Here is a 16,531-nt window from a genome sequence, read left to right as displayed (position 1 = left end):
GCTACAGCTGCCCGGCCTCCACGGCCTCACGGGTGTGCTGGGCCCGGGCGATCTGGTCGGCCGAGAACCTGATGAACAGTGCCGCCGCACCCACCAGCACGGCAATCGCGGCAACCCACAGCAGCGAATAGGTGTAGCCGTGGCCGAGCGCATCCAGTTCGCTGTCGGTCATGTTCTTCACCGGGCCGGTGGTGCCGCCCAGGTACAGCGTTCGGGAGGTCTGCACGGCCTGGATGATCACCAGCACCACCGGGCCGCCCAAGTTGTAGACCATCAAGGTGACCGCCGACACGGGACCGATCTCGCGTGGGCCGACGTCGGCGACCGCGCACAGCGGCAGCACCACCGAGATCACGCCAATACCGAAGCCACCGACCACGAACAGCATCACCAGATCGGGGACGTACGGCACGCCCCGGTCCAGCGTCGACCCGAACAGCATGGCGCCCCAGACCAGGCTCCCGGCCCCGATGATGAGCCAGCGCGGCGCGATCAGCGCGGCCGCCCAACTGGTCACCAGGTTGCCGACACCCATGGCCACCGCAAACGGGATGAAGCAGATCCCCGCGCGCAGGGCCGAGTAGCCCAGCACGTCTTGAACCAGTAGCCCGATCATCACGCTCACCGTGAGCATCACCCCGCCGGCCATGAAGTACGCCACGAAGGTGGCGACCCGGCTGGGGTTGTCGAACACCGCCGCCGGCACCAGCGGGTTGGCGGCGTTGCGTTCGACGAGCAGGAACGCCAGCAGGAACAGCGCCGCCGCCACCCCGGCGCCGATCACCCACGGGCTCACCCAGCCCTGGGGCAGGCCCTGGGTGAACACCAACACCGCCGCAGTGCACCCGCCGGTGGCCAGCAGCGCCCCGGTGAGGTCGAGCCGGAGCCGTTCGGTGTTGGTCTCGGTCAGCCGTGTCACGGCGATGGCCACGATGGCGATCCCGATCGGGATGTTGATCAGAAACGCCAGCCGCCACGAGATGACGGTCAGGGCGCCACCGAGCACCAGGCCCATGACCGAGCCGATGCCCTGCATGGCGGCCGACACCGCCATCGCTTGGTTACGGGCCTGACCGGCCGCGTAGGTGGTCGCGATGAGCGCCAGGCCGGTCGGTGCGGCAATCGCGGCCCCAATGCCCTGGACCGCCCGGGCGACGATCAAGGTGGCGGAGTCGGTGGCCACTCCGCAGACCAGTGAGGCGATAGTGAACAACCCGACCCCCGAGACGAACGCCCGCTTCTGTCCGATGGCGTCGCCCACCCGGCCGCCGAGTAGCAGCAGGCCGCCGAAGGTCAGTACGTAGGCGGTGATGACCCAGCTCTTGGCGGCGTCGGACAGATCAAGGTCGGCCTGCATCCGCGGCAACGCCACTATGACGATGGTGCCGTCCAGCGTCGACATCAGTTGCATGCCGGTGATCGCCACGATGGCGATACCGAGCACGTTGGACGACAACGAGCGGCCGGCCGACTGGGATTCCCCCGGCGCGGCCATAGCAGGTGAGCTTAGCTACCGACGGCCCCGTCAGCGCGACGTCCGGGCAAAGTCAGAGGTTGCCGGCGCCGAAGGCGTCCTGCACATCCTGGGCATGCGCGACCTGCTTGGCCGTGTAACCGATCAGCAGGGAGATCCCGCCGACCAGGACCGCCACCGCGGCAATCCACAGCAGTCCGTAGGTGTAGCCGGAATCCAACGCGGCGATCTGCGCGGGGTTCATGGTCTTGACCGGCATGTTGGTGCCGCCGAGGTACAGCGTGCGCGACGTGATGACGGCCTGAATGACCGCCAGCACGATCGGCCCGCCCAGGTTCTGCAGCATCAATGCGATCGCCGAAGTCGGGCCGATCTGGTCGAAGCCCACGCCGGCGATCGCCGACAGGGTCAGCGGCACCACGATCACGCCGATCCCGAGCCCACCGAGCACGATCAACGTGACGAAGTTCGGGAAGTACGGAAGGTTCCGGTTGATCGTCGAGCCGTAGATCATCGCGCCCAACAACACGATGCCACCGGCGATCACCAGCACCCGGGGCGGGAACCGGCGCACCAGCTGGGAGGACAGACCCAGTCCGACTCCCAGCCCGATCACGAACGGGATAAATCCCACGCCGGCACGCAAGGCCGAGTAGCCCATCAGATCCTGGACGTACAGACCGATGGTCACGGTCAAGGTGAACAGCACGCCGCCGGCGAGGAAGATCGCCGCGAAGGTCAGCAACCGGTTGCGGTCCTTGAACAGGCTGAACGGCACCACCGGATTCTCGGCGGTGCGCTCCACCACGGCGAACGCCAGCATCGCCACGATTGCGACCACAGCGGAGCCGATGGTGATGACCGAGATCCAACCCTTCTCCGGGCCAATCGTGAAGGCGAACACCGCCGCCGTGCAGCCCAGAGTCGCCAGCAGCGCGCCGGCGGCATCCAGCTTCATCCGCTCCCGGTTGGTCTCAGTCAGCGCGGTCCGAGCCAGATAGATCATCAGCAGGCCAATCGGCACGTTGATCCCGAACGCCAGCCGCCATGACACCTCGGTCAGCGCGCCGCCGACCACCAGGCCCATCACCGATCCGACAGCGGTCATCGCGCCGAATATCGCGGTGGCGGCATTGCGGGCCGGCCCCTTGGGGAAGGTGGTGGCAATCAGCGCCAGCGCCGTCGGTGAGGCGATGGCCGAGCCGACACCCTGCAGGAGCCGCGCGATGACCAGCGTGGGGGCATCCCAGGCCACGGCACACAAGACAGACGCGATGGTGAACAGCCCGACCCCGCTGATGAAGGTGCGCTTGCGGCCGATGGTGTCGCCGAGTCGGCCGCCGAGCAGCATCAGTCCGCCGAAGGTCAGCACGTAGGCACTGATCACCCAGCCACGACCCGCGTCGGACAACCCCAGGTCGTCCTGGATCTTAGGAAGCGCAACGATCGCGACAGTGCTGTCCATGGTGGCCAGCAGCTGCATGCCACCGATGGCGATCACGGCGTAGATGAAGCGACGAGAAGGCAGCCAGGACGACACATACTTGCTGGTCCAACTCACGAGATCCGAGCCGGCACGCCCTCGGGGGACCCCCCCGGCCCCACCTTCGGACCTCTGCGCGCTCGCCCGCCCTGCATCATCGAGTGCAGTCATAACGGGCTACCCTACAGTAATATTAAGAGCTGTTTAAACCCCAAAACCGGCGACGGCCCCGATAATCACGATCGCGGGAGGTCGAATGCCCTCCGCGCGGATTTTCTCGGGCGCGTCGGCCAGCGTTGCTCGCAGCGTGTGCTGGGCCGGCGTGGTGCCATGCTGCACCACCAGAACCGGCGTATCCGCAGGTCGCCCGCCCTTTTGCAGGACCGCACTGAATTGTTCGATGCGCTCGATGGCCATCAACAACACGATGGTTCCGCGCATTGCGGCCAAGGCGTCCCAATTCACTAACGATTCGGGATCGTCGGGCGCGACATGCCCGCTGACCACCACGAACTCGTGGTTCACGGCCCGGTGGGTGACCGGCACCCCGGCCAGTGCCGGCACCGCTATGGCACTGGTCACACCCGGCACAACCGTCACCGGAATCCCGGCGTCGGCACAGGCGAGCACCTCTTCGTAGCCGCGGGCGAACACGAATGGGTCGCCGCCCTTGAGGCGCACCACGAACTTGCCGGCCTTGGCGCGTTCGATCATCAGCGCGTTGATGGCGTCCTGCGCCATCGCCCGTCCGTAGGGGATCTTGGCGGCATCGATCACTTCGACGGTCGGGGGCAGTTCGGCGAGCAGCTCGGGCGGCGCGAGCCGGTCGGCCACCACGACGTCGGCGTGCGAGAGCATGCGACGGCCGCGCACTGTGATCAGTTCCGGATCGCCCGGTCCGCCACCCACCAGTGCGACACCGCCGCGCACCACATCGGGGGTCGCCGCTGCGTCCACGGTGATGGTGCCGTTCTGCAGGGCCTCCCGGATCGCCGAGCGGATCGCCGCCGACCGGTTGTGCTCACCGCCGGCCAGCACGCCCACCGACAGCCCGGAGTAACCGAAGGTGGCCGGGGTGACCGCGGATCCCTCGACGGCCAGATCTGCGCGCACACAGAAGATCTGGCGACGGTCGGCCTCAGCCACGATGGCGGCGTTGACCTCCGGGTCGTTGGTGGCCGCGATCGCGTACCAGGCATCGGCCAGGTCCCCGTCGCGGTAGGTGCGCGAGACCAGCGTGATGCCGGGCTTACGCTCCCCCAGCGCTTCGACCGCCGGGGTGGCGCTGGGTGCGATCACCAGCACCTGCGCGCCACTGTCCACCAACAGCGGAAGACGTCGCTGCGCGACGCTTCCCGCGCCCACGACAACAACCTTGCGGCCGGCCAGCCGTAAACCGGCCAGGTAGGGGTTCTCGGTCACCCGATAACTCTAGTGGCGACCGTCAGCGCGGCGAAGCCGGGCGCAACGGGTCGCCACCATTCAACTCCCGTGCGATCGCGAGCGCGGCGAAGCCGGGCGCTGCGGGTCGCCACCATTACTCCCCGCGTCGATCAGCTGAGCTGAAGCTGCCGGCTGCCCCACTCCCACACCTGCTCGAACAACGCGGGCTCTTCGGACAGGCGCGTACCCAGCGAGGGCACCATCTCTTTGAGCGTCGGCAGCCAGTCGGCGAACTTGCCGGCAAAACAGCGCGCCAGCACCTCCAGCATGGCCGGCACCGCCGTCGAGGCCCCCGGCGAGGCGCCGAGCAATCCCGCGATGCTGCCGTCGCCGGCGCTGACGATCGTGGTGTTGAAATCGAGCTGCCCGTCGCGAATCACCTGCACCCGTTGGCCGGCCCGGATCTCGTGCCAGTCCGCGGGGTCCGCGTCCGGCAGGAACTCCCGCAGTGCCTCGACCCGGGTGCCGTGGGTTCGCCGCAGTTGGCCGAGCAGGTACCCGACCAGTTCACGCTCTCGGATCCCGGCGCCCAGCAGCGACCTGATGTTGTCGAAGCGGACCGATCTCGGCAGATCCGTGGCCCGACCGTGCTTGAGAAACTTCGGCGACCACCCGGCGAACGGTCCGAACAGCAGCCACGACGCACTGTTGACCATCCGGGCATCCAGGTGCGGGGCGGTCGTCGACGGCGCGCCTGGCACCGGGGCGCCGTACACCTTGGCGCGGTGTGCGGCGGTGAGTTCGGCGGCCCCGCTGCGCAGAAACACCCCGCCGATCGGGAAACCGCCGAAGCCACGCGCTTCGGGGATCCCCGCGCGTTGCAGCAGGCCCAGGGTCGCTCCCCCGGCTCCGATGAAGACGAATTTGGCGTTGAGCCTTCGGGTTTCGCCGGTGCGACGGTTGACCAGAGCCAATGTCCAGCTGGCGTCGGACTCCCGGCGCAGCGACCGCACCTCGTGGCCGAAGTTCACCGCGGTGCCGTGGCGCACCCCGTATCCGATCAGCTGGCTCGTCAGCGCGCCGAAGTCGACGTCGGTGCCGTGCGGAGCCCAGTCCAGGGCCACCGGCACCTTGGGGTCTCTTCCGGCGGCCATCGCGGGCAGGCGCGCGACGAACTCGCCGAAGTCGGTGATGAAGTCGGTGCCGGCGAACAACGGGTTGTCGGCCAGCGCATGATGGCGCCGTCGCAGGTAGTCCACGCCGTCGGCGCCGTGTACGAAGCTCACGTGCGGGATCGGGTGCAGGAAGTCACGCGGATCCTCCAGCAGACCGTTCTCGACGGCATAGGCCCAGAACTGCCGGGTCACCTGGAACTGCTCGTTGACCCGCACCGCTTTGGCGATGTCGATCGAGCCGTCGGGCCGCTGAGGTGTGTAGAACAGCTCGCAGAGCCCAGCGTGGCCGGTGCCGGCGTTGTTCCACGGATCGCTGCTCTCGCCTGCGGCCGAATCCAACCGTTCGACGAGGGTGATCGCGGCATCCGGTTCCAGCCGGCGCAGCATCGCCCCCAATGTGGCGCTCATGATGCCCGCGCCGATCAGCGCTACGTCGGTCATCTCGGTCTGAACCGATGGGGACACGCCCCTCAGATTAGCCGCCGCACCGTTTAGGCTGACGCAATGGAGAGCTACGACCTGGCGATCATCGGAACCGGTTCGGGCAACAGCATTCTCGACGAGCGCTACGCGAACAAGCGGGTGGCGATCTGTGAACAGGGCACTTTCGGCGGCACCTGCCTCAATGTGGGCTGCATCCCGACCAAGATGTTCGTCTACGCCGCCGAGGTAGCCAAGACGGTGACCGAAGCGTCGTGCTACGGCATTGATGCCCACATCGACGGTGTGCGCTGGGACGAGATCGTCTCACGGGTGTTCGGGCGGATCGACCCGATCGCCGCGGGCGGTGAGCAGTATCGCCGCAGCCTGCCGAACGTCGACGTCTACGGCGAGCACACCCGATTCGGCCCGGTCGGCTCCGACGGCCGCTACGTGCTGCTCACCGCGGGAGGTGAACAGTTCAGCGCCGAGCAGGTGGTGATCGCCGCCGGGTCGCGCTCGGCGATCCCGCCCGCCATCGCCGACAGCGGGGCGCGTTACTACACCAGCGACGACGTGATGCGGATCGCCGAGTTGCCCGAGCACCTGGTGATCGTGGGCGGCGGCTTCATCGCCGCCGAGTTCGCCCACGTGTTCTCTGCCTTGGGCGTCCGCGTCACCGTGGTGATCCGCGGTTCGACTTTGCTGCGGCACTGCGACGAGACCGTTGCAGAACGGTTCACCCGGATCGCCGCGGCCAAGTGGGAGCTGCGCACGCACTGCAACGTAGTCGCAGCGCGCAACGACGGGAACGGTGTCGTCGTGGAGCTCGACGACGGCGCGGTGCTGCGGGCCGACGCGATGCTGGTGGCAACCGGGCGGGTGCCCAACGGTGACCTGCTGGATGCCGAGCAGGCCGGTGTCACCATCGCCGGCGGGCGGGTAAGCGTCGACAAATACCAACGAACCTCGGCGCGCGGCGTTTTCGCGCTCGGCGACGTGTCCTCGCCCTATGAGCTCAAGCATGTCGCCAACCACGAGGCCAGGGTGGTGCAACACAACCTGCTGTGCGACTGGGACGACGTGGACTCGATGCGGATCACCGACCACCGCTACGTACCGGCCGCGGTCTTCACCGATCCGCAGATCGCTGCGGTCGGATTGACCGAAACACAGGCACTGGCAAAGGGTCTCGACATCTCGGTGAAGATTCAGGATTACGGTGACGTCGCCTACGGCTGGGCTATGGAGGACAGCACCGGATTCGCCAAGCTCATCGCCGAACGCGGCACCGGACGGCTGCTCGGCGCGCACATCATGGGCTATCAGGCGTCGTCGATCATCCAGCCGCTGATCCAGGCGATGAGTTTCGGTCTCACGGCGCCGGAGATGGCTCGCGGTCAATACTGGATCCACCCGGCGCTGCCCGAGGTCGTTGAGAACGCGCTGCTTGGGCTGGAGTGAAAGGTTCGGAGATGAAGTCCACCCTGCTGTCTCGGCAAGACCTCGATTTCCTGCTGTTCGACTGGCTGCACGTCGAGGAACTGACCGGACGGGACCGGTTCTCCGAGCACTCCCGGGAGACCTTCTCCGACACTCTGGATCTCTGCGAACAGCTGGCGACCCGCTATTTCGCCCCTCACAACAAGAAAAGCGACGCTCACGAACCCACCTTCGACGGGACGAAAGTCACCATCATCGGCGAGGTCAAGGAGGCACTGGCGGCCTGCGCCGACGCCGAGCTGATCGGCATGGCCATGGACTATGACCTCGGTGGTGCGCAATTGCCGGCAACGGTGGCACAGGCCGGCTTCGCCTGGCTATTCGCCGCCAACGTCAGCACCGCCGGCTACCCGATGCTGACCATGGCCAATGCGAACCTGCTCGCCAAGTTCGGCAGCGACGAACAGATCGCCGCCTTCGTCAAACCCATGCTCGCGGGCCGTTTCTTCGGAACGATGTGTCTGTCGGAGACCCAGGCCGGATCATCGCTGGCCGACATCACCACCCGCGCCGAACCGCGCGCCGACGGCACCTTCCGGCTGTTCGGTTCGAAGATGTGGATCTCCGGCGGCGAACACGACCTGACCGAGAACATCGTCCATCTGGTGCTGGCCAAGATCCCCGGCGGGCCGGCCGGCACCAAAGGGATCTCGCTGTTCATCGTGCCGAAGTACCTGGTGAGTCCCGACGGCACCCTGGGCGAGCGCAACGACGTCGTCCTGGCCGGGCTCAACCACAAGATGGGCTATCGCGGCATCACCAACACCGTGCTCAACTTCGGGGAGGGCGTCCACCAGCCCGGCGGCGAAGCGGGCGCCATCGGCTATCTCGTGGGCGACGAACACCGCGGCTTGAACTACATGTTCCACATGATGAACGAAGCTCGTCTGGGCGTGGGGATGGGTGCGATCGCGCTCGGCTACACCGGCTACCTGAAGTCACTGGAGTACGCTCGCGGCCGGCCGCAGGGCCGACCGGCGACGACGAAAGACCCTGCGGCGCCGCAGGTTGCGATCATCGAGCACGCGGATGTCAAGCGGATGCTGCTGGCGCAGAAGTCCTATGTCGAGGGGGCGCTCGCGTTGGCGCTGTACTGCGCGCGGCTCGTCGACGTTCAGAACACCGCTGAATCCGACGACGAACGCGAGCACGCCACCGCCCTGCTGGACATCCTCACCCCGATCGCCAAGAGCTGGCCGTCGCAGTGGTGCCTGGCCGCCAACGACCTGGCGATCCAGGTGCACGGCGGCTACGGCTACACCCGCGAGTACGACGTGGAACAGCACTACCGGGACAACCGGCTCAACCCGATCCACGAGGGCACCCACGGCATCCAGAGTCTGGACCTGCTGGGCCGCAAGGTGGTGCAGCGCAACGGGGCCAGCCTGGCCGCACTGCACGGCGCGATGAGCGAGAGCATTGCGGCCGCGCACCGGGCCGGCGGCGAACTGGCCGATATGGCCGCGCGACTCGACGCGGTGGTCCAGCGGTTGGTGGCGGTCACCGCCGGTATGTTCGCCGCCGGTGATATCGATGCCGCCCTGGCCAACAGCGCGATCTACCTGGAGGCCTTCGGCCATGTGGTGATCGCCTGGATCTGGCTGGAGCAGTTGTTGGCCGCCGAAGGGCGCACTGGGGACTTCTTCGACGGCAAACGCCAGGCGGCCCGCTACTTCTTCCGCTACGAGCTGCCCAAGACTGGTCCGCAGCTCGACCTGTTGGAGAGCCTGGACCGCACGACCTTGGAGATGCGGGCGGAGTGGTTCTGACACCGGGCCGCGGCTTTAGGGCGTGAAGACCACCCGGGTGCCCGACGGCTCCCGCTGAGTCCAAACCTTCTCGACATCCGCCAAAGGATGGTGTTGGGTTGCGAGCTGCACGTGGCCGTCAGCGAGCATGGCGAACAGTCGAGGCAAAAACTCCTGATTGGCCTGCCGCAGCACCTCCATCGGCACGCTGCCGAAGCCGATCCCGCGCAGCGTCACCGCGGCGCTGCGCAGAATTCCACCGGCGAGGGTGATGGTGGGGCCGGCCATCGTGCCGACCTGGATGAATTGCGTCGCGTGGGCGACTGCGCCCAGGCCCTGATTGCCCAGGGCAGCCAGCACCTGCTCGGCCGGCTCCCCCCACAGGTAGTCGATGACCGCGTCGAACGGCCGATTCTGGTGTGCCGCGGCAACCCGAGCGGCCAAGTCGTCGTGGCCGAGCCGGATCACCTCGTCGGCGCCGACACCGCGGAGCCAGTCGAGCCGGTCGGCGTTGCGTCCGACGGCGACCACGCGTTCGACCCCGAACTCGGCCTTGGCCAACTGGACCGCCAGTGACCCGGTGACGCCGGTCGCGCCCAGTACCAATACGTGATGCTCGGGGCGGACCTGTGCGGCGTGCTGTAGCGACACCCACGCCGACAGACCGGGATTGGGTGCGGCCGCGGCGAGTACCGGATCGATGCCGTCGGGCAGCTCGACCATCCGACCTGGGGCGATCAGGGTGCGTTCGGCCATCAAGCCGTAGGGGGCGACGGCGGTGCTGTAGACCCGGCGGCCGTCGGCGAGGCGGGCCACCCCGTCCACTCCGGCCACGGCGGGCAGTGTCAGACCCGAACTGCCATAGTGCGTCCCGGCCACCAGCCCGCGGGTGAGGTTGGTCAGTGCCGCCGCCTCCACCGTCGCGACCACCTCATCGTCACGCGCTTCGGGCTCCGGGAATTCGGCGTAGACCGGCACCCGCCCCAACACCTCGATCACTGCTGCCTTCATCGACGCCTCCTTATAGTTTCTATGGAAACCATAACTGGATGGCGGACGCCATGGCAATATGGTTTCGGTGAAAACCAAATCGGACGTGATCGCCCGGATCGGCGACCTGGTCCAGGCGGTGGGCGACAAGTTCGACGACTCCGACGGCGACGCCGAGCGCGACTTCATAGCGCAGCACTGCCCTCGCCGGCTGGAGGCAGTGGTCCGCGAACTGCCCACCCTGAGCATGCACCTGCTCGATCGCATCGGCGACGATCCGGTCAACCTCGTCACGCTGGCCGCTGACTCGGGCCAGCTCAAGGGCACCGCATCCAAGCATGTCCAGCGGCTGGTGGCGGCCGGCCTGGTCGAACGCCTGCCCGTACCGGGCAACCGCAAGGAGATCTCGCTGCGCCTCACCGCGGACGGCCGCATCGTCTCACGCGCCCACCGCCACCTGCACGAGGAGATGAACCTCGGTATGCGCGATTTTCTGTCCCGCTACACCCATGCTGAGTTGGCGACGGCGGCGAAGATCCTTGGCGATCTATTGGCGACCGAGCGGGTGGGCGTGCGGCTGGCGCCGTAGTCGATCGGGCCACTGTATTCACTTGTTTCACTGTGGTTTTGGTTGTGGATGAGTTCTGCCGCCTGTCGGACCCCGCGGCTAGAATTAGCACATGCGTTCGAATAGTCGGGAAGCGGTCGTCGAGGTCTTCGACGCGCTGTCGGCTGAGCTGGATCGAGCGCTGGAATTGGACTTCGAGGCGTTGACCGCGCGGGAATGCCTGGCCTTGTTACGCCGCTGCGAGACGCTGCGACGCCGACTCCCGGCGGTGGAGCATCCGTTGGTCAACCAGGTGGCCGCCGCCGATCCCGTCGAGGTCGGGGGCAAAGCCCGCTGGGTACTGGCCGACGAACTCCACATCACCCGCGGTGACGCCGGTCGCCGCATCACCGATGCCGCCGAGCTGGGACCCCGCCGGGCCATGACCGGCGAACCCTTGGAACCCGTGCTGCCCGACGTGGCCGCCGCCCAACGCAACGGGCAGATCGGGGCTGCGCATATTGCGGTGATCCGCTCCTTCTTCGCCTACCTGCCCGCCGATATCGACGCGGGCACACTGACCCAAGCCGAACAGCAGCTGTCGGGCCTGGCCACTCAGTGTCGTCCCGATGAACTGGCCAAGCTCGCCCAACGCCTCGCCGACTATCTGCACCCCGACGGCAACTACACTGACGAACAGCGCGCCAAACGCCGCCGGATCGTGCTCGGTCCCCAAGACCGTGACGGTATGACCCCAATCAAGGGCTACCTCGACCCGCAAGCACGCGCCACCTGGGATGCCGTACTGGCTCGCTGGGCCGCGCCGGGGATGTGCAACCCCAACGACGACACCCCGTGCACCGCCGGCACCCCGTCACAAACCCAGATCGACACCGATACCCGCAGCGCCGCGCAACGCAATCACGATGCCCTGACCGCCATGGGCCGCGCCCTACTGGCCTCGGGAAACCTCGGCCAGCACAACGGCTTACCGGCCACCATCATCGTCTCGACAACCCTGGCCGAACTGGAGAACGGCACCGGCAAAGCCCACACCGGCGGCGGCACCTGGCTACCCATCCGCGACGTGATCGCGATGGCCAGCCATGCCCACCACTACCTGCGCATCTACGACGGCGCCAAAGAGTTGGCCTTATTCCACACCAAACGCCTGGCCTCACCCGGACAACGGATCGTGCTCTACGCCAAAGAACGCGGCTGCTCCCACCCCAACTGCCCCGTATCCGGCTACCACTGCGAAGTCCATCACGACAACGACTACGCCAAAACCAAGCGCACCGACATCATCGACCTGACCCTGCGCTGCGGCCCCCACCACCAACTCATCACCTCAGGCGGTTGGAAAACCCGCAAACGCCACGACGGCACCACCCAAACCCTGCCCCCACCCCACCTAGACCGGGGACAGCCCCGCACCAACCACTACCACCACCCAGAGAGGCTGCTGGGGGACAACGAAGACGACGACGGGCCTTAGTCCGGCCCGTGCGGACGCCTACAGCGGCGTGACGTACGCCGAGCTGATCCCGCCGTCCACCAGGAACGTCGAGCCGGTGATGAACGAGGCGTCATCACTCGCTAGGAAGGCGACCGCAGCAGCGATCTCCTCCGGCTCGGCGAACCGGCCCACCGGCACGTGCACCAACCGGCGCGCGGCGCGCTCCGGGTCGGCGGCGAACAACTCTTGCAGCAGCGGGGTATTCACCGGCCCGGGGCACAGCGCGTTGACCCGGATGCCCTGCCGGGCATACTGCACCCCGAGCTCACGAGACATGGCCAGCACGCCGCCCTTGGAGGCGGTGTAAGAGATCTGGGAGGTGGCCGAACCCATCACTGCCACGAACGATGCGGTGTTGATGATCGAGCCCCGGCCTGCAGGCGCCATGTGCCGCAGCGCCGCCCGGCAGCACAGGTACACCGACTTCAGATTGACATCCTGAACCCGTTGCCAAGCAGGCAGTTCGGTGGTTTCGATCAGGTCATCGTCGGGCGGCGAGATGCCGGCGTTGTTGAAGGCGATGTCCACGGAGCCGAAGGTCTGGGCCGCCGTGTCGAACAGTGCGTCAACCTGGTCCTGATCGGAGACGTCGACCTGAACGAACAGGCCGTCGAGCTCATCGGCGACCGCAGCGCCCGCCGCCTGGTCGAGGTCACCGACCACGATCTGGGCGCCCTCGGCGCGCATCCGCCGCGCGGATGCCAAGCCGATTCCGCCACCGGCGCCGGTCACCACGGCCACCCGTCCGGCCAGGCGTTGGGTCAGGTCGGTCACTGCGTCTCCTTCACTGCGATGAATACGTTTTTGGTCTCGGTGAACGCCAGCGGGGCATCCGCGCCCAGCTCCCGGCCCAACCCCGACTGTTTGAAACCTCCGAACGGAGTGGTGAAACGCACTGAGGAGTGCGAGTTCACCGACAGGTTCCCCGCTTCCACCGCCCGCGAGACGCGCAGCGCCCGGGACAGGTCGTCGGTCCAGATCGAGCCCGACAACCCGTAGACGGTGTCGTTGGCCATGGCGATGGCGTCGGCCTCGTCGTCGAACGGCAGCACCGTCACCACCGGGCCGAAGATCTCCTCGGTGACGCATCGGTCGGTGGCCGCGGGAGTCAGGACCGTGGGCGGGAACCAGAAACCGGGGCCGGTGGGCGCCTGACCGCGGAAAGCGACCGGCGCGTCGTCGGGTACGTAGGAGGCCACCTTTTCCCAGTGCGGGCGCGACACCAGCGGGCCCATCTCGGTGTCGCGGGACGTCGGGTCGCCGACGACGACCCCGGCCACCGCGGGTTCCAACAACTCCATGAAGCGGTCGTAGACGCTGCGCTGCACCAGGATCCGGCTACGTGCGCAGCAGTCCTGTCCGGCGTTGTCGAACACGCCATAGGGCGCCGTCGCGGCTGCCTGTTCCAGGTCGCAGTCGGCGAACACGATATTGGCGCTCTTGCCGCCGAGTTCCAGAGTGACCCGTTTGACCCCGGCCGCCCCGGCCTGCAGCACCCGGGTACCGGTGGCGGTGGAACCGGTGAAGACGATCTTGGCCACGTCCGGGTGGGTGACCAGGCGCTCCCCCACCTCCGCGCCGCGTCCGGGCAGCACCTGAAAGAGGTCGCTGTCCAAGCCCGACTCGGCGGCCAGTTCGGCCAAGCGCAGCGTGGTCAGCGGCGTCCATTCGGCGGGCTTGATCAACACCGCGTTTCCGGCGGCCAGCGCCGGCGCGAAACCCCACGCGGCGATCGGCATCGGGAAGTTCCACGGGGTGATGATCCCGACGACGCCGAGCGGCTCGTGGAAGGTGACGTCGAGCCCGCCGGCGACCGGTATCTGCTTGCCGGACAGCCGTTCCGGGCTGGCGGCATAGAACTGCAGCACGTCGCGGACATGCCCGGCTTCCCATTCGGCCGCCGACACCGGATGCCCGGAGTTGGTGACCTCGAGCGCGGCCAGCTCGTCGATGTGGGTGCCGACAATCGCGGCGAAGTCCCGCAGTGCGGCGGCCCGCTCGGCCGGGGCGCGTTTTGCCCACCGTTTCTGGGCGGCCTGCGCCCGGCGCACCGCGTCGTCGACGGCGGCGGCTTCGACGTGGTCGACGGTAGCGAAGACCGCTCCGGTAGCCGGGTTGATCAGTTCGGTACTCATTCGCTCACCCGTGCCGCCGCGTACTTGCCCGCTTCGGCCACGATCGCGGCGAACAGCCGCAGATCGTCCGGGGATTCCTCGGGATGCCACTGAACCGCGAACACGAAGTCCTCCCCGGGAAGCTCGATCGCTTCGATGACCCCGTCGTCATCGCGCGCACTGACCACAAGTTTCGCACCCACCTCAGCGATCGCCTGATGGTGGTAGCACTGCACCTGGCAGCTCTCGCCGAGAAGCTCGGCCGCCCGGGTGCCGGCCACGGTGCGCACCGGCATCGGGGTGAAGACGCCGTTGCCCGCCCGGTGGCCGGTGTTACCGATGACGTCGGGCAGGTGCTGGTGCAGCGTCCCGCCGAGCGCCACGTTGAGCACTTGGGCGCCACGGCAGATCCCGAGCACCGGCATGCCGCGCCGCATCGCCTCGGCTAGCAGGGCGAATTCCCATGCGTCCCGGGTGGTGTCGGGACGATCGGTCTCGTCGTGCGGCGTCTGGCCGTACCCGGAGGGGTCGAGGTCGCGCCCGCCGGTGATCACCAGCGCGCTGACACCATCGAGCACGCGCGCCGCGATCTCGGGCGTCACCGGCTGTGGCGGCAGCAGTACCGCGATTCCGCCGGCGGCGGTGATGCCCTGGATGTATTGGGCGGGCAGTAGGCCCGCGCGCGCATCCCAGACCCCGAACTTCGCTCGGTCCAGATAGGTCGTCAGCCCGACCACTGAACCGCCGGGTTGATGCGGCGGTCCCAGCTTCGCCTCTCCTGCGTCGAGCCTCGCTGAACCGCCGGGTTCAGAAGCGTTCAAAACCCCGAACCCTCTCCCAATCGGTCACCGCGGTGTTGAATGCGTCCAACTCGACCCGGGCGCTGTGCAGGTAATGCTGCACTACCTCGTCTCCGAACGCCTTGCGCGCCACCGTCGATTCAGCGAACAGCTCCATGGCTCCGCCCAGCGTCGTGGGCAGGTGCGGCAGCCCGGCCCGGTAGGCGTCACCGTCGACCGGCTCGGGCAGCGAAAGATCGTTGTCGATGCCGTGCAGCCCCGCCGCGATCAGCGCCGCCACCGCCAGGTAAGGGTTCACATCGCCGCCGGGCACCCGGCACTCCACCCGCATCGAGTCGCCACGACCGAGAACTCGCAACGCACAGGTGCGATTGTCCAGGCCCCACGCAATCGCCGTGGGCGCGAAGCTGCCCCCGACGAATCGCTTGTAGGAGTTGATATTCGGCGCGTAGCACAGAGTCAGCTCGGGAAGCGTGGCCAGCACCCCGGCCAGGAAGGCGCGGAACAACGCCGACATACCGTGCGGGGCGGCCGGATCGGCGAACACCGCAGACCCTTCGGTACTGCGTAGCGACAGGTGCACGTGGCAGCTGTTGCCTTCCCGTTGGTCGAACTTCGCCATGAACGTCAGGCTCTTGCCGTGCTGGTCGGCGATCTCCTTGGCGCCACTCTTGTAGACGCTGTGGTTGTCGCAGGTGGTCAGCGCCTCTTCATAGCGGAAGGTGATCTCCTGCTGGCCGGTGTTGCACTCTCCTTTGACACCCTCGCAGCGCAGGCCCGCGCCGGTCATCCCCAGCCGGATGTCGCGCAGCAGCGGCTCCAGCCGAGTGCCGGCGACCAGACCGTAGTCGGCGTTGTAGTCCGTTCCCGGTGTCATTCCGCGATATCCGCCGGCCCATGCCTGCCGGTAGCTGTCCTCGAAGACCAGGAATTCCAGTTCCGTTGCGGCGTAGGCAACCAGCCCGCGCTCGGTCAGTCGGGCAATTTGGGCGGCCAGAATCTGACGGGGTGCCACCGCGACCGGGCCGCCGTCCGGCCAGTGTGCGTCGGCCAGCACGTGGGCGGTGCCGGGCAGCCACGGAATGCGCCGCAGCGTCGTGAAGTCCGGTTTAAGCACCAGGTCGCCGTAGCCGGTTCCCCAGTCGGCAATGGAGTAGCCGGAGACGGTGTTCATCTCCACGTCAACGGCCAGCAGGTAGCTGCAGGCCTCCACGCCGTGTCCGGCGACCTCGGCAAGAAAGTGCTCAGCGGCCACCCTCTTACCGACCAACCGGCCCTGCATGTCGGCGAATGCCACCACGACGGTGTCGATCTCGCCGGAGGCGACCAGTTGTTGCAGCTCGGTCTGGGAGAGCATCGCGGGCCAGGTCATTGT

13 protein-coding genes are annotated in these 16,531 nt (G+C 67.5%); 4 read left to right on the top strand and 9 right to left on the bottom strand.

From position 1 onward, the window contains the following. Position 1: 1 nt before the first annotated feature. The 4 genes from NM962_15250 to mqo form a co-directional block, all read right to left on the bottom strand. A complete protein-coding gene (locus tag NM962_15250; protein UVO14756.1) occupies positions 2-1,411 on the bottom strand; it encodes an MFS transporter in 1,410 nt (469 codons plus the stop codon). A gap of 136 nt (positions 1,412-1,547) precedes the next feature. Then, entirely contained in the window at positions 1,548-3,128 is a 1,581-nt protein-coding gene (locus NM962_15245) for an MFS transporter (protein ID UVO11328.1), read from the bottom strand. Between the two features lie 33 nt (positions 3,129-3,161). Continuing rightward, positions 3,162-4,379 (bottom strand): uroporphyrinogen-III C-methyltransferase, encoded by a 1,218-nt coding sequence (cobA, locus tag NM962_15240; GenBank protein ID UVO11327.1) that lies wholly within the window; start codon positions 4,377-4,379, stop codon positions 3,162-3,164. A 131-nt stretch (positions 4,380-4,510) separates the two neighbouring features. Then, on the bottom strand, positions 4,511-5,956 hold the full coding sequence (mqo, locus tag NM962_15235; protein ID UVO14755.1) for a malate dehydrogenase (quinone): 1,446 nt from the start codon (positions 5,954-5,956) through the stop codon (positions 4,511-4,513). Between the two features lie 63 nt (positions 5,957-6,019). Here mqo and mtr point away from each other — a divergent pair, with 63 nt between their 5' ends. Together mtr and NM962_15225 are read left to right on the top strand one after the other, a co-directional pair. Continuing rightward, positions 6,020-7,399 carry a mycothione reductase gene (mtr, locus tag NM962_15230; protein ID UVO11326.1) on the top strand — a complete coding sequence of 460 codons (1,380 nt, stop codon included), beginning with the start codon at positions 6,020-6,022 and terminating at the stop codon, positions 7,397-7,399. Between the two features lie 11 nt (positions 7,400-7,410). After that, a complete protein-coding gene (locus tag NM962_15225; GenBank protein UVO11325.1) occupies positions 7,411-9,207 on the top strand; it encodes an acyl-CoA dehydrogenase in 1,797 nt (598 codons plus the stop codon). Positions 9,208-9,222: 15 nt separating this feature from the next. On the opposite strand, the gene NM962_15220 is transcribed toward NM962_15225, so the two are convergent. Further along, the gene (locus NM962_15220; GenBank protein UVO11324.1) at positions 9,223-10,197 is read right to left on the bottom strand and encodes a zinc-binding alcohol dehydrogenase family protein; all 975 of its coding nucleotides are present in this window, start codon (positions 10,195-10,197) and stop codon (positions 9,223-9,225) included. A gap of 67 nt (positions 10,198-10,264) precedes the next feature. Here NM962_15220 and NM962_15215 point away from each other — a divergent pair, with 67 nt between their 5' ends. Both NM962_15215 and NM962_15210 read left to right on the top strand, forming a co-directional pair. After that, positions 10,265-10,765, top strand: coding sequence for a transcriptional regulator (locus NM962_15215; protein ID UVO11323.1), 501 nt, complete (start codon positions 10,265-10,267; stop codon positions 10,763-10,765). A gap of 91 nt (positions 10,766-10,856) precedes the next feature. Next, positions 10,857-12,221: an HNH endonuclease gene (locus tag NM962_15210; GenBank protein UVO11322.1), complete on the top strand. Its 1,365-nt coding sequence runs from the start codon at positions 10,857-10,859 to the stop codon at positions 12,219-12,221. A gap of 18 nt (positions 12,222-12,239) precedes the next feature. Here NM962_15210 and NM962_15205 read toward each other — a convergent pair whose 3' ends face one another. From NM962_15205 to NM962_15190, 4 genes are all read right to left on the bottom strand, one after another. Next, positions 12,240-13,016: a 3-oxoacyl-ACP reductase gene (locus tag NM962_15205; GenBank protein ID UVO11321.1), complete on the bottom strand. Its 777-nt coding sequence runs from the start codon at positions 13,014-13,016 to the stop codon at positions 12,240-12,242. Beyond that, positions 13,013-14,377 (bottom strand): aldehyde dehydrogenase family protein, encoded by a 1,365-nt coding sequence (locus tag NM962_15200; protein UVO11320.1) that lies wholly within the window; start codon positions 14,375-14,377, stop codon positions 13,013-13,015. Before NM962_15200 ends, NM962_15205 begins: the two co-directional genes overlap by 4 nt. Continuing rightward, the gene (locus NM962_15195; protein ID UVO14754.1) at positions 14,374-15,093 is read right to left on the bottom strand and encodes a gamma-glutamyl-gamma-aminobutyrate hydrolase family protein; all 720 of its coding nucleotides are present in this window, start codon (positions 15,091-15,093) and stop codon (positions 14,374-14,376) included. The genes NM962_15200 and NM962_15195 overlap by 4 nt, the downstream gene beginning before the upstream one ends. Positions 15,094-15,163: 70 nt before the next feature. Beyond that, entirely contained in the window at positions 15,164-16,528 is a 1,365-nt protein-coding gene (locus tag NM962_15190) for a glutamine synthetase family protein (protein ID UVO11319.1), read from the bottom strand. Positions 16,529-16,531: the final 3 nt, after the last annotated feature.

The sequence above is a fragment of the Mycobacterium sp. SVM_VP21 genome (genome assembly GCA_024758765.1).
GTDB lineage: Bacteria > Actinomycetota > Actinomycetes > Mycobacteriales > Mycobacteriaceae > Mycobacterium > Mycobacterium heraklionense_C.
Note: the sequence above shows the minus strand (reverse complement) of the source record. Positions and strands in the feature narration are given on the sequence as shown.